The sequence below is a fragment of the Candidatus Poriferisodalis sp. genome (assembly GCF_965203655.1).
Classification (GTDB): domain Bacteria; phylum Actinomycetota; class Acidimicrobiia; order Acidimicrobiales; family Poriferisodalaceae; genus Poriferisodalis.
Genome location: NZ_CBDBDD010000009.1, coordinates 695,580 through 716,751 on the forward strand (window position 1 = coordinate 695,580; position 21,172 = coordinate 716,751).

Annotated in this window: 13 protein-coding genes; 11 read left to right on the forward strand and 2 right to left on the reverse strand. The window is 67.7% G+C overall.

The genetic code is table 11. From position 1 onward, the window contains the following. From ACOGW9_RS14570 to ACOGW9_RS14580, 3 genes are read left to right on the forward strand one after another with little or no spacing between them, the layout of a single operon-like run. Positions 1–3,255 (forward strand): glycosyltransferase family 2 protein, encoded by a 3,255-nt coding sequence (locus ACOGW9_RS14570; RefSeq protein ID WP_419912498.1) that lies wholly within the window; start codon positions 1–3, stop codon positions 3,253–3,255. After that, positions 3,252–4,952 (forward strand): hypothetical protein, encoded by a 1,701-nt coding sequence (locus ACOGW9_RS14575; RefSeq protein WP_419912500.1) that lies wholly within the window; start codon positions 3,252–3,254, stop codon positions 4,950–4,952. The genes ACOGW9_RS14570 and ACOGW9_RS14575 overlap by 4 nt, the downstream gene beginning before the upstream one ends. 7 nt (positions 4,953–4,959) lie before the next feature. Further along, positions 4,960–5,373: a hypothetical protein gene (locus ACOGW9_RS14580; protein WP_419912502.1), complete on the forward strand. Its 414-nt coding sequence runs from the start codon at positions 4,960–4,962 to the stop codon at positions 5,371–5,373. Between the two features lie 15 nt (positions 5,374–5,388). Here the strand turns inward: ACOGW9_RS14580 and ftsH are convergent, their stop codons facing one another. Then, on the reverse strand, positions 5,389–7,482 hold the full coding sequence (gene ftsH, locus ACOGW9_RS14585; protein ID WP_419912504.1) for an ATP-dependent zinc metalloprotease FtsH: 2,094 nt from the start codon (positions 7,480–7,482) through the stop codon (positions 5,389–5,391). Positions 7,483–7,558: 76 nt separating this feature from the next. Between ftsH and ACOGW9_RS14590 the strand changes: the two genes are divergently transcribed. Then, on the forward strand, positions 7,559–10,876 hold the full coding sequence (locus ACOGW9_RS14590; RefSeq protein WP_419912506.1) for a glycosyltransferase: 3,318 nt from the start codon (positions 7,559–7,561) through the stop codon (positions 10,874–10,876). Positions 10,877–10,881: 5 nt separating this feature from the next. Here ACOGW9_RS14590 and ACOGW9_RS14595 read toward each other — a convergent pair whose 3' ends face one another. Then, positions 10,882–12,462, reverse strand: coding sequence for a KamA family radical SAM protein (locus ACOGW9_RS14595; RefSeq protein WP_419912508.1), 1,581 nt, complete (start codon positions 12,460–12,462; stop codon positions 10,882–10,884). 136 nt (positions 12,463–12,598) lie between these two features. Between ACOGW9_RS14595 and manB the strand changes: the two genes are divergently transcribed. The 7 genes from manB (at position 12,599) to secA (ending at position 21,080) form a co-directional block, all read left to right on the forward strand. Continuing rightward, entirely contained in the window at positions 12,599–13,957 is a 1,359-nt protein-coding gene (manB, locus tag ACOGW9_RS14600) for a phosphomannomutase/phosphoglucomutase (protein ID WP_419912510.1), read from the forward strand. A 75-nt stretch (positions 13,958–14,032) separates the two neighbouring features. Continuing rightward, entirely contained in the window at positions 14,033–14,281 is a 249-nt protein-coding gene (locus ACOGW9_RS14605) for a Trm112 family protein (protein WP_419913093.1), read from the forward strand. Then, positions 14,274–15,302, forward strand: coding sequence for a bifunctional phosphoglucose/phosphomannose isomerase (locus ACOGW9_RS14610; RefSeq protein WP_419912512.1), 1,029 nt, complete (start codon positions 14,274–14,276; stop codon positions 15,300–15,302). Before ACOGW9_RS14605 ends, ACOGW9_RS14610 begins: the two co-directional genes overlap by 8 nt. Before the next feature lie 39 nt (positions 15,303–15,341). Continuing rightward, entirely contained in the window at positions 15,342–16,808 is a 1,467-nt protein-coding gene (gene ahcY / locus ACOGW9_RS14615) for an adenosylhomocysteinase (RefSeq protein ID WP_419912514.1), read from the forward strand. 145 nt (positions 16,809–16,953) lie between these two features. Beyond that, positions 16,954–17,508 carry a ComF family protein gene (locus ACOGW9_RS14620; protein ID WP_419912516.1) on the forward strand — a complete coding sequence of 185 codons (555 nt, stop codon included), beginning with the start codon at positions 16,954–16,956 and terminating at the stop codon, positions 17,506–17,508. A gap of 65 nt (positions 17,509–17,573) precedes the next feature. Further along, positions 17,574–18,173, forward strand: coding sequence for a ribosome hibernation-promoting factor, HPF/YfiA family (gene hpf, locus ACOGW9_RS14625; RefSeq protein ID WP_419912518.1), 600 nt, complete (start codon positions 17,574–17,576; stop codon positions 18,171–18,173). 84 nt (positions 18,174–18,257) lie between these two features. After that, the gene (secA, locus tag ACOGW9_RS14630) at positions 18,258–21,080 is read left to right on the forward strand and encodes a preprotein translocase subunit SecA (protein ID WP_419912520.1); all 2,823 of its coding nucleotides are present in this window, start codon (positions 18,258–18,260) and stop codon (positions 21,078–21,080) included. Positions 21,081–21,172 lie beyond the last annotated feature (92 nt).

Below are 21,172 nucleotides of genomic sequence, written 5' to 3' on the forward strand. Positions count from 1 at the left end.
GTGAGCCATGACATCGTCATGAACGAGCCCGCCTCGACAGACGTACCGCTGCCGGACACATCCGAGCCCACCACGCTGGCGCCCCCGCCGGCGGTCGCAGCCATCGTCACGGCCTCGTCTCGATGGTCCGACACGGAGGCCACCTTGGGTGCCCTGGCAGCCCAGGATTACCCCCGCTTGGCCGTCCTAGTGCTGTGCGACGCGGAGGGTCCCCAGGGCAGTCGTGTCCGCGAGGTGCTTCCCACCGCTGCGGTCGCGAACCAGATGTCGTCCCGCCCCGATGAGCGCCGGGGCTCGCACCGGCGTCGCTCCGGATCGCTCAACAACCGGGGCGCGTCACTGGTGCGGGGGGCCGACTACCTGCTGTTCCTGACCGCTGGCGTCGTGCTGACGCCTGATGCTGTCGGCGTCCTCATCGACGACGCCGAGAACGCCCCGGGCAGGGTCGTCGGTGTCGCTGGACCGAAGCTGCTCGACGCCGACGACGGCATGACGCTGCGCGATCTCGGTGGTACGGCGGATCGTCTCGGCGTGAGGATCCCTGCCGCGAGCCAAGGCGAAGTTGACCAGGCCCAGCACGACGAGGCACGGGACCTGTTCGTGGCGCCGACGCAGGCGATGCTGGTCCGGGCGGATGTGTTCGCGATCGTCGGCGGGTTCGATCCTCACCTCGACGGCGACGGCGCGGCCGTCGATTTGTGCTGGCGGATCCAGCTCGCTGGGTCGCGCGTGCGCATTGTGCCGGCGGCAACCGGGCTGGTGCAGTCCACGCCGTCAGCGTCAGCGTTCGGCCCCTCGGCTCGCCAGCACGAACATCGGGCCCGGCTTCGCACGATGCTGAAGTGCTACGGCTGGGTGCATCTGGTGCCCGCGGTGCTGCTCGCGGCGGTGCTGGCACTGGGCGAGGTGCTCTTCGCGGCGCTGCGCGGGCGGTTCGCCCAGGCATCTGACGTGGCGCTGGCCTGGGCATGGAATGCCCGGCGCCTTCCGGGCACATTTGCCTTGCGGGGTGCCGCGAAGCGCTACCGGCGCGTGCGTGATGCCGACCTGCGCCGATTGCAGCAGGGCGGCTCGATCCGGGTCGCCGACTGGTTCCGCTACCGCCTCAGCCCCGAAGGCGGATTGGCAGCGCGCACCACCATCGACGAGAGCATCCTCGGCACCTGGCGGCGCAATGCGCACCGGACGGTGTGGGTGGTGTGGGTGCTCCTGATCGGCGGGATCGCCTTCGGTTCTCGCCATCTGCTGACCGGCGGCATCCCCGCATATGGCCAGTTCGCGCACTTCGCCGATGCTCCGACGATGCTCAGCGCCTATCTCGACGGCTGGCGTGTCGCTGCGGTGGGAGACGCCGGGATCGGTCATCCCGCGATGGGTCTCCTGGGCATCGGCGGGATCATCGTGCTCGGCGCGGTCGGGCTGCTGCGTCACATCGCTGTGTGGGGGCTGCTGCTGGCAGGCCTCGCCGGCATGTGGAAGCTCTGCGCACCGTCGAACAGTCGCAATGGCCGGCTGGTCGCCCTCGCGCTCTATGCCGCATGCCCGCTGCCCTACAACGCGGTGGCCAACGGGCGCTGGGACGTGCTGCTTGCGTACGGCGTCGCGCCCGCGATAGTGCTGATGGTCAGCCGGCTGATGGGTGCGGTGGCGGTCGGATCCTCCGGTGACGGCAGCCGGCGTTCGACAGCGGCCCGTGTCGCGTCGCTTGGACTGTTGTTCGCCGTCGCCGCGGCATTCGAACCGTTCATCGTGGTGCTCGGGCTGGGCGCCGCGGCGGTGCTGGCGGTCACCGAGACCACCTGGCGGGCGACAAGCCGGTCGTCGCTGGCGACACCGTGGCTCGGGCTGCTGCTGGTCTTCGCGGCAGCGGCGCTCGCCGTGGCGGCACACCTTCCTTGGCTGATCGAATTCGGTTCGCTGCGGGTGTTCTTGGATGTTTCCGGGGGCAGCTCGACAGTCTCGCCACCTGCGTCGCTCGCAGAGCTCCTGCGATTCCAGACGGGGCCGCTGGGCGATCTGCCGCTGGGCTGGGGCATGGTTGGGGCCGCAGCGGTGCCGCTGCTCGTCGGGCGCTCGAGCCGGCTGTGGTGGGCGGCTCGGGGCTGGATGGTGGGCCTCGCAGGATTCGCAGGGGCGTGGGCACTCGTCACCGGCTGGGCCGACGACCTGCTGGCGGAGATTCCGATCGGAGACTCGCTGGCTGAGGTCTCGCTGGTGCTCGGCGCTGTAGGGCTGTGCTGGGCGGCCGCAGCCGGTCCACCGGTGCTGGCGGCGTCCGGCGGCGACACGTCGCCGCGTGTTCGCAGCGCGATGGTGCTCATCAGCGGCCTCGCCGTGGGCGCGATGGCGCTGCCCACGGCGTGGGCGGCGGTCGACGGAGACTGGTCGGCGCCGCGCTTCGACCACCGTGTGCCGTTGGCGTTGATCGATGATCGAGATGTCGGGCCCGATTACCGCGTGCTCTGGATCGGCGACTCCGACGTCTTGCCGCTGCGCGGATCGGAGCTGGGCATCGACGGCCTCGCCGCAGGCACGTCGGTTCGCGGCTTTCCTGATGTCCGCCATCAATGGGCGTCGCCCCCCACGCCGGGAAATGAGCGCCTGCTGGACGCTGTGAGGGTGGGGTTGGCCGGCGACACCCTGCGCATGGGGCGGCTGCTCGGATCGTTCGGCATCCGTTACGTCGTCCTGGTCGAGCGTTCGGGTCCGTCGTACTCAGCAGGTTGGGAACGGCCGGTCGATCCGGCGGTCGCTGAGGCGTTGGCCTCGCAGATCGACTTACGCCCTCTCGCGGTCGATCCATCGGTGCAAGTGTTCCGCAACGAGGCGTGGTGGTCGTCGCGGGCGCAGTTTTCCCAGCCGATCCCGACCGGCTTCGCAGTCGATCAGACCGATCTGGTGGTCAGCGATCTGAGCGACGCCATCGGCGTGCTCACCGACTACCGGTCGCCGACGGTGCAACTCGGGCATGTGGGTACCGGCCCATTGCTCGTCGCTGAGGGGTTCGATCCGGGCTGGAGACTCCAGGTCGACAGCACGGAGGTCTCACCGACGCTCGCGCAGGGCTGGGCGATGCGATTCGATCCGCCCCACGCCGGCCAGGCTGAGCTGAGCTACGAGCGCTCTGCTGCGGTCACCGACAGGCTGTGGGCTCAAGCACTGATCTGGCTGTCGATCGGGTGGGTGGCCATCGGCCAGCCGACGCCACTCGCCGACCGCGTGACGGCGGCATTCGGGAAGTTGCGGCGGCGATGAGGATTCTGCGGTGGCTGCCGAGGTTGTTGATCCCGCTGGCAGTGGCCGCGGCGCTGCTCGTCGACGCGCGTGTCGATCGCACTCCTGCTGAGGCGGCGGCTCTCAATGATGAGGTGCCGACGCAGATCGAAGTGCCGGCACCGTCTGCGTTGACCTCGAGCTGGTTCTGCCCGGTCGTGGGAATGCGCGTCATCTCGCCTGGGTTTGGCGAGATCACAACCGAGCTGCTGCTCACCAACATGACTGGCACATCGGTGTCGGTCTCGGTCGAGTTGCGCGGTCGCACCACGGGCCGCCAGTTCGTGACGGCGGACGTGGCGCCGCTGAGCACCGGCGTGGTGAACATCGCCGATTACGCGCGTGACGAGATCGTCGGCGCCCTGGTGGAGGCCTCCTCGGGCGGTCTGGCAGTGACGCGCAGGTTCTCCTCCCCGCTCGGGATCGACGAAGCCCGCTGCTCGAGCGTGCTCGCAGCCAACTGGTATGTGCCTGTTGGCGACACCCAAGCCGATGCGCTCGGGGTGATCGCGATCATGAATCCGCTGCCGCGCGATGCAATCGTCGACATCACATTTGCCACCGAGGCCGAATTCGGGCCCTTCGTCGTGCCAGAGCTGACGGGGGTGGTGATTCCGGCGTGGAGTTCTGTCGCCTTCGACCTCGGCCAGCATGCGCGCCGGCGTGATGTCGTGGCTGCGTCGGTTCAGGCGCGGACCGGTCGCATAGCGGCTGACTCATTCGCGATCTACGACGGCAGCGTCGGCAGGCGCGGCTTTGCCGCGGAGTTGGCGTCGGTCAGCCTCAGCGAAACGTGGCTCGTGCCGGCAGCGGGCATCGACGGCGAGACTCAGCTGAGCGTTCGGGTGTTCAATCCCACCGACGAGGTGGCCCAAGTCGTCGCGGAGTTGGCGGTCGCCGGTGCCGAGAGCGACCGCGTGGCTTTCGCCATTGCTGCCCACGATGTGCTCGAGCTGACGGTCGAGCCGCCCAGCGACCGGGCGCCCGGGCTCGACTCCCTGCTGGCGCCCGCCGGAGTCCCGCTGGGCATCTCGGTGACCGGGCAGAACGACGTGCCCTTTGTCGTATGGGCGGAGACCTTGGTCGGCTCTGCGGCGAACCCGCTGACGGACATCCCGGTCGCTTCGGCTCCTGCCGAGGACACCACCGAACCTGCCGACGATCCATCCCTCACCCCATCCGTCACCGTCGTGGCCCAGCCGGACGTGTCGCCCGACACCTCATCTGAGGCTGCCAGCGCTCTCTCGGACGGTTCCGGACCGCAGGACAACTCAGACGATCCTGAGATTGCCGTCGCCGAGGTGCTCCCGCCGGTGCTCGCAGCACGGTCGGGTCTGGCCTCGGTGCCGGGCATCGGGGTGGAGCGCGAGCGCTGGCTCGTGGTGGCGCCCGCTGAGCCCGGCGTCGAGACTTTCCTGACCATCGTGAGAGCTCCGCCGCAGCCGGCTGGCGAGGGTGAGTCCCCCGATGAGGGGGAGGGTGATCGTCGGGTCGTCATCGGGACGTTGCATCGCGAGACGGTCGCGGTGGTCGATGTGCCGGCGTCGGGTGTGGTGACGCACCGGCTGACGAGCGGTACGACCCGCATCGTGGTGTCCGACGTCCCGTTCGCCGTGTTGCTGTGGCAATCCCGATCCGGCGGCGCCGGCCTCAGCGTGGCCCATCCGGTGGGATGGTGAGACCCTGATGGAACGCTTCGCAATAGCCGCGGTGCTTGTTGTCATCGCGCTCGCGGTCGCCTTCGTTGCCCAGCGCCGCAGGGGTGCTGCCGCCAGCGGGGTGCCGCATTCGAGCGTGCCTGCCTCGGTCGATCTCGGGTCGTTGGGCATCGATGCAGGCCCGGCAATCGTGGTCTTCACCGAGGAGACATGCCGGACGTGCGCGGCCGCGATCGCGGTGGTACGCGGACCGGCTGGCGCGGGCCTGCCGGTCACCGAGGTCCCCTTCGCCGACGAGCGCGAGCTGCATCGCCGCCACGGCATCGACACGGTGCCCACGACAGTGGTCGCAGATCCCGACGGCAATGTCGTCGACGGCTGGATCGGTCGCGTGGAACTGTCCGCGCTGGCTGCTGCGCTCGCGCAGGTCAGGAACCGCTGAGGGCGTCGTCGAGGATCAGTCCGCGACCTGGGGCGGACTCGCCGCTTGCTCGATGATCGGCACGTCCCGTGCGGGCTCAGCCTCGGCATCAGGCTCGGACGTGGAGTCCGCCTCGACAGATTCCTCGGTGTCGTCGAGCCTCCCATTGCCGGCCGCCGAGGACTCCGCGGCTTCGGGATCGGCGACGAGGGTCGCTATCTGGGAGCCCGTGATCGTCTCGTGCTCAAGCAGCGCGGCCGCGATCCGGTCGAGCGCTCCGCGGTGCTCGACGAGGGCGCGCCGAGCCCGGTCCTGTTGGGTCCGCAGGATCCGTTCGACTTCCTCGTCGATGACACGAGCAGTCTCGTCGGAGTAGTCGCGCCCCGAGACGAGATCCTCGCCGAGGAACACCTGGGCGTGAGATCCCCACGCCATCGGCCCCACCCGGTCGCTCATGCCCCACTCCGACACCATCTTGCGAGCCAGCTCGGTGCCTTGGACAAGGTCGTTCGCGGCGCCGGTGGAGGTCACGCCGAAGACGGTCTCCTCAGCCATGCGCCCGCCGAAGAGCACCGCAAGCCGGTCTTCGATGTACTCCTGGCTGTACGCGTGGCGTTCCTCGGGCAGCTGCATAGTGACGCCCAGGGCCTGGCCGGTCGGCAGGATCGTCACCTTGTGGACCGGGTCGGCATGGGGGAACAGCGTGGCGATCAACGCGTGACCGCCCTCGTGGTAGGCCGTGACCTCCCGCTCGCGTTCGGTCAGGGCGACCGATTCGCGGCGCTGACCCATCAGCACCCGGTCGCGCGCCGCCTCGAAATCGGTCAAGCCGATCGATTCCGAGTCTCGCCGGACGGCGTGCAGGGCCGCCTCGTTGACGAGGTTCGCCAAGTCGGCACCGCTCATGCCCGGGGTGCCCTTGGCCAAGGCTTCGAACTGCACGTCGTCGTCGGTCTTCTTGTCCTTGGAATGGACCGCCAAAATGGCCAGTCGCTCGGAGTACTCGGGCAACGGGACCACCACCTGGCGATCGAACCGGCCCGGCCGCAGCAGGGCCGGATCCAAGATGTCTGGTCGGTTCGTGGCAGCCATCATCACGATGCCGCCGGTCTCCTCGAAGCCGTCCATCTCGGCCAGCATCTGGTTGAGCGTCTGCTCGCGCTCGTCGTGGCCGCCGCCCAGCCCGGCGCCCCGCTTGCGGCCGATCGAGTCGATCTCGTCGATGAAGATGATCGCCCGACCCAGCTTGCGAGCGCTCTGGAACAGGTCGCGCACCCGGCTGGCGCCGACACCCACGAACATCTCCATGAAGTCCGAGCCGGTCACCGACAGGAACGGCACACCCGCCTCGCCGGCCACCGCCCTGGCGATGAGTGTCTTGCCGGTGCCCGGCGGGCCTACCAGCAGCACCCCCTTGGGCACCTTGGCGCCGATCGCCGTGAAGCGTTCGGGGGTTCTCAGGAAGTCGACGACTTCGGTGATCTCCTGCTTGACGCCGTCGTAGCCGGCTATGTCGTCGAACTTGGTCGAGGGACGCTCGGTGGTGTAGGTCTTGGCCTTGCTCCGGCCGATCGACATGATCCCCGACATCTGGCCCTGCGCCCGCCGCTGCATCCACCAGAACAGCAAGAAGATCAGGCCGAACGGCAGCAGGAACGGCAGCAGGCTGACGAGCAGGTTGGGCCGGTCGGTATGGAACTCGATCGTCACCTCGCGCTCTCGCAACAAGGCCAGATCGGTCTCGGGAAGCTCTACTGGCCCCTCGGAGGAGAACCGGGTGCCGTCGGTGTACTCGCCGGTGATCGCGCCGGTGCCGTTGGTGACCGTGACGCTGCTCACGGTCCCCGAGGACACCTCGGCGATGAGTGCGCTGTAGTCGATGGGCTCGCCACCGTCGTTCCGCAGGATCCCGGGCAGGAACATCACCGACAGCAGCACCATGGCGAGCAGCCAGATGGACCAGCGGGGCCAGCGCTCGCCACGCCGCCGTGTTCCAGGGCCCGACGGCGCAGGATTCTGGTGTCTCGATCGATCATCGAGGTTGTCGTGAGCGGGCGCGTCCGGAGGCTCGCTGGCTCGGGGCTTGCGTGCTCGGGAGCGCTCCTCGCCGGAGGGCACCTCGGATGCCATGGGTTCATGCTATGGCGGCGTCGTCGCTTCCCATAGCCGCGCGAATCCGCTCTGGGCACAGCACTAACCTGCGCTGGTGGCCGCACTGACCATGCGCCCCTCGCGCAGGGGGGCAGCACTGGCGGCGTCGGTAGAAGCTGCAGTGGTCGTGGCGAGCTGCGTGGCTGTCTTTCTGTGGCTCCATCCGGCCGAGATCTTCTCGGCTGCGACGCCCACCGGCGGGGACATGGGCGCCCACGTGTGGGGACCTTCGTTCCTCAAAGACGAGCTTCTGCCATCGGGCTCGCTGCGCGGCTGGACGACCGAGTGGTACGCGGGCATGCCCGCCATGCAGTTCTACATGGTGGTGCCCTACCTATTGATCGTGGCAGCGGACGTGGTGCTGCCCTCGGGTGTCGCCTTCAAGCTGGTGGCCATCAGCGGCGTCGTCTCGATGCCCGCAGCCGCGTGGCTGATGGGCCGGCTGGCGGGCTGGGCGCAGCCGCTGCGGATGCTGCTGCCGGTAGCGGGGCTGCTGTTCGTCTTCGACGTGAACTTCACGATCTACGGCGGGAACGCCGCATCCACCTTGGCGGGGGAGTTCGCGTTCTCGATCGCGCTGTCGGCGACGCTGGTGTACCTCGGGATGCTGTGGCGCTCGCTCGAGCGGGGCACCGGCCGTGCCCGGACGAGCTTGGTGTTGGCGTTCGTCGCGCTCTGCCATCCGATACCGCTCGCGTTCGCAGTCGCAGCCAGCGTCGCAATGGTGGCGGTGCGCGGCCTGCACACGCTGCCGGATCGCATCGGCCGGGTGCCGGCGATCGGCGTGTCGATGGCAGCAACCATGCTGTGGGTCGCCGTGTGGAACATCACCGAGGCACCGCTGTGGCGTCTCGCAGTGCCTGCTGCGGCGGTCGCCGCCCTCGCGCTGGCGGAGTGGCGCAGGTCTTGGCACGCGCTCGTCATCGGGGTGATCGGCGGAGCTGTGTCGGCGTTCTGGACGGTGCCGTTCGCAGCCCGCCGGGCATTCATGAATGACATGGGCTGGGAGCGGCTCACCTCGGTGCGGGAGCACTTGTTCTTCACCGACGAGATCGGCGGAGAGGGCACCTTTCACAGCATCACCTGGCTGCTGGTGCTCGCCGGCGTGGGTGCAGTGGTGGGTCTTGCCCGCTGGTACCGCCCGGCGATGACGTGGACGGTGATCGCGTTCACCATGGCCATGGGATTCGTCCACTGGCCCCAGCACCGCCTGTGGAACGCACGCATCCTGCCGTTCTGGTACCTGGCTCTGTACCTGCTGGCGGCAATGGGTCTGTGGCTCATCATCGCAGGACGGACACGCCGGCGGTCTGCGCCCGATCAGGCGGATGAGTCGCGACCTGCGGTCGTGCCGTGGATACGGACGGCGATTCCGGTCGTAGCGCTGATCGCAGCTCTGGGCCTGCTGCTGTTGCGCTTCGGTCAGCTCCCAGGTGGCAGTCGCGACGCCGGTGGGGCCTACCGCTGGGGTCCCCTCACGGTGTCCTCGGAGGACCGCAACTTTGTGTCGGGATGGGCACGCTGGAATTTCCGCGGCTACGAGGGACACCCGAACTATCCCGAGTACTACGACTTCGTCGCGGTGATGGACGAGGTCGGCCAGCAGCACGGCTGCGGGCGATTGCTGTGGGAATATGACCGCGACATCGTGGGCGCGTACGGCACGCCGATGGCTCCGATGCTGCTGCCGCAATGGACCGACAGCTGCATCGCCTCGATGGAAGGGCTCTACTTCGAGTCGTCGCCGACTGTGCCGTTCCATTTCCTTGTGCAGTCGGAACTGTCGGCGGCGCCATCACGCCCCATGCGTGGCCTGCCATACAGCGCCTTGGACTTCGGGCTCGGCGTTCCGCACCTGCAGATGTCGGGAGTGCGCTACTACGCAGCGTTCAGCGCTGAGGCCATCGCCGCGGCGAACAGCTCGACCGGCTTGGAGCACATTGCCTCTTCGGGACCGTGGAGGATCTACTTCGTGGTCAACAGCGACGTGGTGTCGCCGCTGCGCTTCGAGCCCGCCGTCGCCGAGGGCGTGTCCCACGCTGGACGAGCCTGGACCGATCCAGCGGTGATCTGGTTCAACGACCCAGCGGCGTGGGACGTGCCCATCGCCGCAGACGGCCCGCCGCACTGGTCTCGGGTGACGCTGCTGCCGCCTCCCAATCCTGACGGTGCTCCGCCAGCTTCATTGACGCGGTTTAGCGCAGCCCCGAGACGCGCGCTGGCACCTGTGGAGATCAGTGACCCCCACATCGGCCAGGATCGGCTGTCGTTCTCGGTCGACGAGCCCGGCGTGCCGGTGCTCGTCAAGATGTCCTACTTCCCGAACTGGTCAGTCGACGGCGCCGATGGCCCCTATCGCGTCACGCCGAATTGGATGGTGGTGATCCCCACCGGTCCCGACGTCGAGCTCACCTACGGCGCCACCGCGGTCGAGTATCTCGCGTGGCTGACGACGCTCATCGGGCTCGCGGCGCTGGCGCTCGTTGCCGTCCGGCCACCGGCACGATTCGAGAGCCGCTTGGCCGCCGAGACTCGACGCGCAGCACAGCTCGAGGCAGCAACTGCGCAGCTCGACGCGGGCGACGGCCCGTACCCAGCAGACACCGGGCGCGTACAGCCAGCCGTGTCGGTGGTGCTGCCGGCCTATCAGGCTGCACACCTGGTGGGTTCGGCGGTGGCACAGGTCAGCGCCGCCCTGCGCGACAACCCCGCCACCGGCGGCGACCTCGAGATCGTTGTGGTCGACGACGGGTCCACTGACGGCACCGCGGAGGCGGCTCGGCGCGCCGGTGCCGATGTCGTCGTTGCCGAGGTTGCGAATCGCGGCAAGGGCGCTGCGGTGCGGGCGGGCATGCTGGCGGCCAGCGGGCGGCTCCGGCTGTTCACTGATGTCGATCTGGCCTATCCGCCCGGTCAGCTCAACTCGCTCATCGATGTGTTGGAAGCCGGTGCCGACGTCGCACTCGGCAGCCGGCGTCATGCCGAAGCCCGCACGATCACTCCCGCGCCCGCAGCGAGAGCGTTCGCGAGTCGCCTGTTCAACGCGTTCACACGGGTCGTGCTGCTCCGCCGCTATCGCGACACCCAATGCGGCTTCAAGGGCTTCACTGCAGAGGCTGCGCAGACGATCTTCGGGCGCTGCGTCATCGACGGATTCGCTTTCGATGTCGAGGTGCTGTACCTCGTCGAGCATCTCGGTCTGACGGCGGCCGAGGTCCCCGTGGCGGTCGACCACACTGCGGACACCACGGTCCGCCTCGCAGCACAGTCGCTGAGGGTGGTTGTCGACATCTGGCGCATCCGCCACCGCGCCGGAGCCGGCGCGTACGACGCCGAACCCGCGCCGTCGAACGCTGAAGCCAGCCAGGCGTGAGCCGGTCAGGCCTCCTGGGCGTCGCGCACGGCGGGCTCTGGGGTGCCGCTGGCGGGGCTCTTGGGATGCGGCCGACGATCGGTGCCCCCGACGACGGCCATGAGCGGCGCAGGCCTCGCCGTCGGGGCAGACCGGCCGTCGCGGACGCCGTGGTGCCGTGAGCGCGAGCGCGGGATGGCGACGCCGCTCGGACGCTGCTGGCTGAAGAGGCCGGCTTCGTCTGCCAGCACCCGGTCTTCGTACTCGTCGAACCAGAGGGCTTCGGGGTTCCGGCCGACGATCGTCACCTTGCCCCGGTCGGGGGCGTGGGCCGGGTTGCGCAGCACCTTGAAGATCACAACGCCGTTCTCGGCTCCCCGCAGCCCCGCGATCGGACCGTCGGTCACTGCAGAGACTTCCGTCTTGCCCTTGTAGTGCACGATGGTCAGCCGCGCATGCGACTCCACGCCCGACAGGCCGCGCTGCGAGTCATTGAGCAGCTGCCACGCCCGCTCGATCGGCACGTTGAACGCCTTATAGGCCACGATGTTGCGCCCGCAGAAGAAGTAGTGGTTCTCGACGCCGACGCCCTTGAGCGTCCGCTGCAGGATCCGCAGAGCGTCGGGGTCGTCGTTGACGCCGGCAATGATCGGTGTCTGGTTCTCGACGCTGATCCAGCCGCGCGCGACAAGCGCGTCAAGGGCCTGACGCGTGTTCGCACGCCAGCGCAGGAAACCCTTGTCGTCCGCAATGTAGCTGCCGTCGGCATCCTTGACGAGGAACTCGTCGGGATGGTTGAAGTGGATCATGAATCGCATCGCGACATCCGGATAGACCTCGTGAAAGCGATCGATCATCGCAAAGAACGCATCGTCGAAGCGATCGGGGTAGAACGCCAGCTCCTTGGTGCCGACACGGATGGCTTCGGTGCCGGCCTCCGCCAGCGATGTGAACCAAGCAGCCAGCTTGGAATTGGGCAGCACCATCGGATCGCCGCCGGAGAGAAGGATCTCTCTCAGCTTCGGTCGACCGGTCTCGGGGTGCGTACCGCCATTGGCAGCGACTGCTTCGTTATGCGACCGGATGTAATCAGTTATCTCCAGAACGTTCGCAAGGCCCTTCTTCTTGAGCGTGCCGTCAGCACGTTCGATTTCCTTGCGGCCGATGAGTTCTTCCCTATAGCAGAAGCGGCAATGTGCTGAACATGTCGAAATGACATACAGCAAACCCATCTCATACTTGTGCAGAAGTCCTTCGATTGGGCTGTAGTCCAATTGATTCGCAGGATCCGGATCCCCCTCCAAGTCCACTGTTTCATCCGGCGATGCCTTCACAAGTTTTTGTAGTGCCGAACTTGACGTCGCCATATCAAAATAATGACGCGTCAATTTGACTGGCATTCGCGCTTCAACATCGCGCTCAGTACCGCGTAATTCCTCTAAGTCTGCGAGTTCTTGTGAGGTATAGAAACTCTTGAATTCGTCGGGTGCAGAGCCACTCATGAAGGGCTCGAGACCATTGACAATCTGGCGGTCGTATCTGGGGTTCTCGACCGCATCAAGAACCAATTGTTCCCGTTCTGTTGGCTGGTATTTGCTCTTGCTCATCACACCTCTCGCTTGCTTCAGGCAGGTTCGTATCCCACTCTCTGCAACCACCATAGGGAGAAGCGGGCGCGAATTGCAAGGGCGTTGCCGCAGAACGCCGCGCACTACTGCGCGGTCCTTTAGGCTTTGCAGGCTTATGGAGGCACGCATCGATCCTGTATCTGCCGATGTCTTGGCGGGCATTGTCAAGGCATATGACATACGTGGGATTTGCCCGGAGGAGTTGGGCCCGTCCACCGCGCGAGCGCTCGGCTTTGCGTTCGCCGAGTGGTCAGGTGCCGCGTGCATCGCGCTCGGCCGCGACATGCGTCCGAGCGGCATCGAGCTGGCGGAATCGTTCGCGGACGGCGTGCAGTCGGCCGGGGTCGACGTCATCGATCTCGGGCTCGCTTCGACGGACCTGCTCTACTTCGCTTCCGGCCGCCTCGACGTGCCGGGGGCAATGCTGACGGCCTCGCACAACCCGGCGGAATACAACGGCATCAAGCTGTGCGGACCTGGCGCTGCGCCAGTGGGTGCCGACAGCGGCCTCGCCGAGATCGCTCAGCGAGCAGCGGCCGGCAGCGTCGTAGGCGATGCCCGGGGACGGCGCACCCGACGCGACCTGCTCGACACGTTTGCGCATCACGTCCGTTCGTTTGTCGATATCGAGAGCTTGGCGCCCCTGCGCGTCGTGGCAGACACGGCCAACGGCATGGGCGGTCATGTCGTGCCGGCGGTCTTCGAGCCGCTGCCCTTCGAGGTCGAGCTGCTCTACGGCGAGCTCGACGGCACGTTTCCCAACCACCCCGCCGACCCCATCCGGCCCGAGAATCTCGTCGATCTGAGCGAGCGAGTGCTGGTCACCGGCGCAGAGGTCGGCCTCGCATTCGACGGCGACGCCGACCGCGTCTTCCTAGTCGACGAGCGGGGCCGCCCCGTGACCGGGTCGATGCTCACCGCGCTGGTCGCGCAGGCCATGCTGCGACGTCACGGGCCTGGGCCGATCCTGCACAACCTCATCTGCTCTCGGGCTGTTCCCGAGGTCATCGTCGAATCCGGCGGCCAGCCCGTGCGCACTCGGGTGGGCCACAGCTACATCAAGGCCGAGATGGCCCGCACCGGTGCCACGTTCGGCGGCGAGCACAGCGGCCATTACTACTTTGCCGACAACTACCGGGCCGATTCCGGTCTCATCGCTGCGCTCATCGCCCTCGAGACGCTGAGCAGTGCCGCTGTGCCCTTGTCTGCACTGCTCGCGCCGCTCGACCGCTATGCCTCATCGGGTGAGATCAACACCCGCGTTGCCAATGTCGATGAGGTGCTCCGCCGCACTGCGGCGCACTTCGCCGAGCTGCCGCAGGACTGGCTGGACGGATTGACCGTGGACGGGGGCGACTGGTGGTTCAACTTGCGGCCGTCCAACACCGAGCCGTTGCTCCGCTTGAATCTCGAGGCTCCTGACGCCGCAGCGGTGGCGCAGCGAGTGAGCGAGATCAACACGCTGCTGGCATGATCAGATCCGCAGCCGTCGTCGGCGCGCGGCTGTTCGAGGTCTCAGGAGGCGTGCGTGGGTCTTGATCCGGTGCTCATGGAGATACTGGCGTGTCCGGCAGACAAGGGACCGCTGTACTGCGTCGATGAGGCCGACCTGCTGTACAACCCACGCCTTGGTCGGGCCTACCGGATCGACGGCGGCATTCCCGTGCTGCTGATCGACGAGGCCGCCGAGGTGGATCCCTCCACAGCGGCGACGTACGACGCGCGCATCGCGAACGGCGAGCTCAGCCCGACCTTCGTGCCCACTGCTCATCCAGGCCCGAGACAGACCAGTGACTGACTCGATGGGAATGGCGGCTGCGGTCGACTCCCTCCCTGAGCAGCTCGAAGCAGCGCTCGCCGCCGCGTCGGCAGTGCCAGGACCGACCCCCGGCGAGCCGATCGCCGGTGTCGTCGCATTGGGCATGGGCGGGTCGGGCGTTGCCGGCGACATCGTGGCTGCGCTGGCGTCGCTTCAGATGTCGGTGCCGGTGACTGTTGCCAAGGGCTACGAGTGCCCCGCGTTCGTCCGCCCGTCGACGCTGGTGATCGCGGTGTCGTTCAGCGGAAACACCGAAGAGACGCTCGAGGCAGTCACGGCCGCCCACCAGGCCGGGGCTTCGATCATCGCCGTCACCTCGGGTGGGCGGCTGGGCGAGCTGGCCCGCCAGTGGGACGTCCCGCTGTACGAGGTCGACGGCACCATCCCGATGCCCAGAGCAGCGGTGGGAGCCATCTCAGTTGCTCCGCTGGTCGCGCTGGAGAGGGTCGGGCTGTTGAGCGGGGTCTCCGACTGGGTCACCGCAGCGGTTCAGCAGCTCCGCGTGCGCCGGGCCGTTGAGCCCCGCAGCGATCTGGACGAGCTGGTGCGTGCCGTCGGCGCAGGGGACATGGTGCCGGTCTTCTATGGCGCCGGTGCGCTCGGCATGGTTGCGGCGGGTCGCGCCAAGGCCCAGGTCAACGAGAACGTCAAGATGCCCGCCTACGCCAGCGCCATGCCCGAGCTGTGCCACAACGAGCTGGCCGGATGGGACCTCGTCGGCTCACCCAGCAGCGGCTCGCCGCTCGCGGTCGTCGCGCTGCGACACGACTTCGAGCATCCGCAGATACAGCGTCGCTACGACTTCACACGAGGCGTCCTCGCAGGCGGGCGCGTCGGCGTGCCGTACTGCGAGCTGCGCGCCGCCGGCGACGGTGCGTTGGCGCAGCTGTTCGATCTCATCTACCAGGTCGACGTGCTGAGCCTCCGCTTCGCCTCGGCAGCCCAGCGCGACCCCGGCCCGATCCCGCTGCTCGAAGAGCTGAAGGCATTCCTTGCCTGAGACGGCAGGCTGTCGGCCGACTCCAAGCGAGGTGATCCCATGACCCCCCCGTCGCGCCTGATCGATGATTTCGAGGTGGCCGATCTGAGCCTGGCGGCTGCAGGACGGCTCCAGATCGAGCTGGCCGAGACCGAGATGCCCGGGCTCATGGCCCTGCGTGCGCAGCACATGGACTCCCGGCCGCTGGCAGGAGCGCGCATCACGGGTTCCCTGCATATGACGGTGCAGACCGCTGTGCTCATCGAAACGCTGGTCGACCTGGGCGCGCAGGTGCGCTGGGCGTCCTGCAACATCTTCTCCACCCAGGATGAGGCCGCGGCGGCCGTCGTGGTGGGGCGCGATGGCACCGTGGACAGCCCGCAAGGCGTGCCCGTGTTCGCATGGAAGGGCGAGACGCTCGCCGAATACTGGCGTTGCAATTTCCGTGCGCTTCGTTGGCCCGATGGGCCCGGCCCCACGCTGATCGTCGATGACGGCGGCGACGCCACGCTGATGGTTCACCTCGGGGCTCGTTACGAATCTCAGGGCAGCGTGCCGAGCCTGCCAGTCGACGGCCCCGATGCGGCATCGCCCGACGAGGCGGCGGTGCACGAGCTGCTCGACGAGATCCAGCGCACCGAACCCGGCCTGTGGACCGAGATCTCGGCGGGTCTGCGAGGTGTCTCCGAGGAAACCACCACCGGCGTCAACCGGCTCTACGAGATGGCAGCACGCGGGGAGCTGACCTTCCCGGCCTACAGCGTCAACGACTCGGTGACGAAGTCGAAGTTCGACAATCTCTACGGCTGCCGGCATTCCCTGATCGACGGCATCAACCGGGCCACCGACGTGATGCTGGGCGGCAAGGTGGCCTTCGTGGCGGGTTACGGCGACGTCGGCAAGGGGTGCGCGCAGGCGCTGCGCGGCCAAGGCTGCCGGGTCATCGTCTCGGAGATCGACCCGATCAACGCGCTGCAGGCCGCCATGGAGGGCTTCGAGGTGGATCGGCTCGAGAACGTGCTCGACTTCGCCGACATCTACGTCACCGCGACGGGCAATCGCGACATCATCTCGGCCGAGCACATGTCGGCCATGAAGCACCAGGCGGTCGTGGCCAACATCGGGCACTTCGACAACGAGATCGACATGGCGGGGCTGGCCGCGATGTCCGATGTCCGGCGCCGTTCGATCAAGCCGCAGGTGGACGAGTTCGTGTTCCCCAGCGGGAACTCGGTGATCGTGCTGGCTGAAGGTCGCTTGGTGAACCTCGGTTGTGCGACCGGGCATCCGAGCTTCGTCATGTCGATGAGCTTCACGAACCAGGTGCTCGCCCAGCTCGAGTTGCACGCACATGCAGAGGAGCTGGAGGCAGATGTTCACGTGTTGCCCAAGCGGCTGGACGAGGAAGTGGCTCGGCTGCATCTCGACCGGCTTGGCGCGAAGCTCACCCGGTTGACGCCGGGGCAAGCCTCTTATCTCGGTCTCGACGCCGACGGTCCCTACAAGGCGGACCGCTACCGCTACTAGCGGAATTAATCGCTTCAGCGGTCCGCAGGGCCGCACCTATGGTCGGCCCGTGCTGTTCGAGGTGCGATGCGCCGGCTGTGGGCTGTTGGGCTGGTGTCCCTGTGCTGCGTGCATAGAAGCACTGGAGGCACCCGAGCCAGCCTCGGTGCCCGGTGCAGACTCGGTCGCGCTGCTGTTCTCCCATTCGGGGGTCGGGCGCGAGTTCATCCATGCGCTCAAGTACCGCGGCGAGCGCGCGATCGCCAGGTGGCTGGGAGACTCGCTCGCGCTCACCCACCTGGGCGTGACAGCGTCGGCTTCGCCGGTGCGGATTGACACTGCGTCGGCGAAGCCGATGCAGATTGACACAGTCACCTGGGCACCGACGACGGCAGCTCATCGACGGGACCGCGGATTCGACCAAGCAGAGACACTGGCGCGTGCCACCGCCAGGGCGCTGCGGGTACGTCCTGCGCGCCTGCTGCGACGGATCGGTTCCGGTGCGCAGTCGGGCACCGGACGGTCAGCGAGGCTGTCTGGACCCCGCTTCGCAGGCCGTTCGAGCGCAGTGGGTCGCCGGGTATTGCTCGTCGACGATGTGCTCACGACCGGGGCCACGCTGCGGGCGGCGGCCGCTGCGCTGGAGGGTGCCGGTGCTGCCGCCGTCCATGTGGCAGCGTGTGCACGACGGGGTCGCGACCGCGTCCCCGCAGGTGCCTAACATGGCACTCCCTTTGTTCCGAGCGGCGCCGACCGAGCCGAGCAGCCGCTCAGAAAGCTGAGGCGATGCAGATCACCATCACGGGTCGAAAAGTTCAGGTTCCCGACGATGTGCGGGCTGCGGTAGAGCGGAAGATCGGGGCCTTGGACCGGTTCGTAGGTGGGCTGGATCGAGCCGAAGTGGTGTTCCGCGAGGAGAAGAATCCACGCATCACCGAGCGCGAGCAGGTGGAGGTCACCTTGCTCGGCCATGGCCATCATGTGCGGGCCTCGGTCGCCGGGGTCGATCAGCATCAAGCGGTCGATCTCGCAGTCGGCAAGCTCGGCAAGCAGCTGCGCAAGCTGAAGACCCGCGTCGTGCGCCGGCACCGTCCCAACCTGCACCGCGACGAGGTGCACCATCCGCTGGCCCGCCTCGAGAACGACCTCGTGAACGGCGAGGCGGCGCCACAGCCGGCGCCGGGTCCCGATGACCCCGGGTGGGTGCCGCGCATCGTGCGCCGCAAGACGTTCGACCTCGAGCTGATGGATCCCACCGAGGCGGTGACCCGCATGCAGCTGCTCGATCACGAGTTCTTCCTATTCGTGAACGCCGACAGCGGCATGCCCAGCGTGGTGTACCTGCGCTCGGACGGCGATGCGGGCCTCATCGAGATCGACGCCTGAAGCTGCGCCTGCGCCCCCGAGCGCCCATCGATGCGGCCCGAGAATCTCGGCTACTGGCGCGAACCCCAGCGGTAGCCTGCGAAGGTGGCTCTGTTTCAGCGCGTGCTCCGTGCCGGGGAAGGCAAGAAGCTGCGCCTGCTGGAGGCGCTGGTTCCCGAGGTCAATGCGGTCGAGCCAGACATCGAGCGACTCTCCGACGACGAACTGCGGTCCCGCACCGGTGACTTCCGCGCCGAGCTCGACCGTGGCGCCGACCTGAACGACGTCCTGGTAGACGCCTTCGCGGTGACCCGCGAGGCGGCCCGCCGGGTCATCGGTCAGCGTCACTACGACGTGCAGATCATCGGCGGGGCGGCGCTGCACTTCGGATGGGTCGCCGAGATGCGCACCGGCGAGGGCAAGACGCTTGTCTCGACGCTTCCTGTGTACCTCAATGCGCTGAGCGGCAAGGGTGTGCACGTTGTCACCGTGAACGACTACCTGGCGGCGCGCGATGCCGAGTGGATGGGCCGCATCCACCGGTTCCTGGGCCTCGAGGTGGGGCTGGTGGTGCCCGGGCCCTACGACGCCTCCCACAAGCGCCGCCAGTACGCGGCGGACATCACCTACGGCACCAACAACGAGTTCGGCTTCGACTACCTGCGCGACAACATGGCGCCCAACCGGGAGTCCCAGACCCAGCGCGGGCACAACTTCTGCATCGTGGACGAAGTCGACTCGATCCTCATCGACGAGGCACGCACGCCGCTGATCATCAGCGGGCGGGTCGCCGACGCGGCGAAGCTCTACCAGCAGTTCGCCCGCATCGCGGCGACGATGACCCGAGACGTCGACTACGAGGTCGAGGAAGACAAGCGCAACGTGGCGGTGCTCGAGCCGGGCATCAGCAAGGTCGAGCGAGCGCTCAACATCGACAACCTCTACGACCAGGTCTCGGCCAACCTCGTCCACCAGATGAACGCAGCGCTGCGGGCCAAGGAGCTGTACCGGCGCGACAAGGACTACGTCGTCTCCCACGGCGAGGTGAAGATCGTCGACGAGTTCACCGGCCGCATCCTGGAAGGGCGGCGCTGGAGCGAGGGTCTCCACCAGGCGGTCGAGGCCAAGGAAGGGGTGGCGATCAAGGAGGAGAACCAGACGCTCGCCACCATCACGCTGCAGAACTACTTCCGCCTCTACGACAAGCTCGCCGGCATGACCGGCACGGCCACCACCGAGGCCGCCGAGTTCAGCGGCACCTACGGACTTGACGTAGTGCCGGTGCCGACCCACCTGCCCGTGGCGCGCGACGACCAGGGCGACCTGATCTACAAGACCACCGAAGCCAAGCTCGAAGCAGTCGTCGATGACCTCGCCGAGCGCATCAGCTCGGGCCAGCCCACCCTCGTCGGCACCGTCAGCGTCGAGAATTCCGAGAAGCTGTCAGCGGCACTCGAGCGGCGCGGCATCGACCACAGCGTGCTCAACGCCAAGGAGCACACACGCGAGGCCGAGATCATCGCCCAGGCGGGACGGCTGGGCTCGGTGACGGTGGCCACCAACATGGCCGGACGCGGCGTCGACATCCTGCTCGGCGGCAATCCCGAAGGCCTGGCCCGGCGCGACCTGCTGCGCGAGAAGCTGGATCCCGACGATCCCGACAACGCCGCCGATCTGATGCGCCGCGTCGAGCGCTACGAACCCGAGTGCCGGGCCGAGGGCGACGAGGTGCGCAAGCTGGGCGGGCTGTACGTGCTCGGCACCGAGCGCCACGAGTCGCGCCGCATCGACAACCAGCTGCGAGGCCGCTCGGGACGTCAGGGCGACCCAGGCGAGAGCCGGTTCTACCTCTCGCTCGAGGATGACCTGATGCGCCTGTTCGCAACCGGGGCGGTCAACTGGGTGATGGATCGCACGCTGCCCGACGACGTGCCGCTCGAGGCGAAGATGGTCACCAAGGCCATCGAGCGTGCCCAGAACACGGTCGAGCAGAAGAACGCCGAGGTCCGCAAGAACGTCCTCAAGTACGACGAGGTGATGAACGAACAGCGCAAGGTGATCTACGCGCGCCGCGAGCAGATCCTCGGTGGTGACGACCTTCGTGCCGAGTCGCTGGGATACCTCCGTGAGGCTGCCGAGGCGGCGGTCGCGGACCATTGCGACAGCGACGAGATCACCGAGTGGGATCTCGACGGGCTGCTGGCCACGGTCCGCACCTACTGGCCCAGCGAGCTGACCGATGCCGAGTTGTCGGGAGATGCGCAGTCGGGTGACGGCCAGCGAGGCTGGAGCTTCGACGATGTCGTCGATCTGGTGTGCGCCGACGGCGAGCGTCACTACGAGGCGCGCGAGGCCGAGATCGGTCCCGACGCGATGCGCGAGGTCGAGCGGCAGGTGATGCTGCGACTCATCGACCAGCGATGGCGTGAGCACCTCGCCGACATGGACCACCTGCGCGAGGGCATCCACCTTCGAGGGATCGGCCAGAAGGACCCGGTCGCCGAATGGCAGCGTGAAGGATTCGACATGTTCGGGGCGATGCTCGAGCGGGTGTACCGCGACTTCGTCACCTACGTCATGCACGTACAGGTCACGCCCGCTCCGATCGACAGCGAGTCGGCCACCGGTGGGGCAGCCCCGCCGGCCGGAGCGTCACGGTCGAGGGCGGCTGGCGGCACAGCCCAGACAACCGACGTGCAGTACTCGGCGCCGGACCTCACGCCCGCCACCGTCGGAGCCGGCAACGGCGCATCGGCTGCCGGCCCCGCGCCGTCGGCGCCGCGGGGCCCCTCCGGGCCGTCGCAGTCGCGCCGGATTGCAGCAGCGTCGACTGGCACCGTGGTCAAGTCGGCCCAGGAGAAGCTGGGCCGCAACGATCCTTGCCATTGCGGATCGGGCCGCAAGTTCAAGCACTGCTGCGGACGCTAGGAGGCTGAGCCGAATGGCGAAGCCGTGGCCCGAGCGGCCCGTGAGCCCGTTCCTCTCGAGAATTGGGAACAAGAGCGGAAAGCAACAAGTGA